Origin of the sequence: Kitasatospora sp. NPDC001309, assembly GCF_042896295.1 — a bacterium.
Classification (GTDB): Bacteria; Actinomycetota; Actinomycetes; order Streptomycetales; family Streptomycetaceae; genus Kitasatospora.
The window spans coordinates 1-495 of sequence record NZ_JBIAXC010000051.1; positions in this window are offsets into that span (position 1 = coordinate 1).

Below are 495 nucleotides of genomic sequence, written 5' to 3' on the forward strand. Positions count from 1 at the left end.
TGCCGCTCGTGATCCGACAACACCAGCTCGGCCAGCCTCGGCCCAGGACGTCCCATGCACTGACCAACGACGGATCAAGGACTCAGGACACTAGATATGGCCACCGCCCGCAACCCCTTGACCCCCCGTCGCCCGCGCGTAGCCACCGCTGCACGTCAGACGGTAGATAGCTCGCGCTGTTCGTTCACCGAAAGGCACCTCAGAGACGGCGGTGAACGACGCGTGGTCCCCAGCAAGTCCCCCCGACTCGGTCTCGGCTACTCCAGGAAGCGATCACCACTCTCGTCTCAGGGTCCAGCTCGGCACTGTCGGCACCGCACCAGAACTGCGATCCTGACCACCCAAGAGGGCAACCGCCACCACCCTCCGGCGCTGGGTGCGCGGACAGCGCGGCATCGCGTTGCGATCCTCGACCGCCCGGGAGGGCGACCGCCACCCGCAGAGGTAGGAGCGCTGGCGGCGGTAGCCAAGGAGGTTGCGATCCTCGGCCGCCCG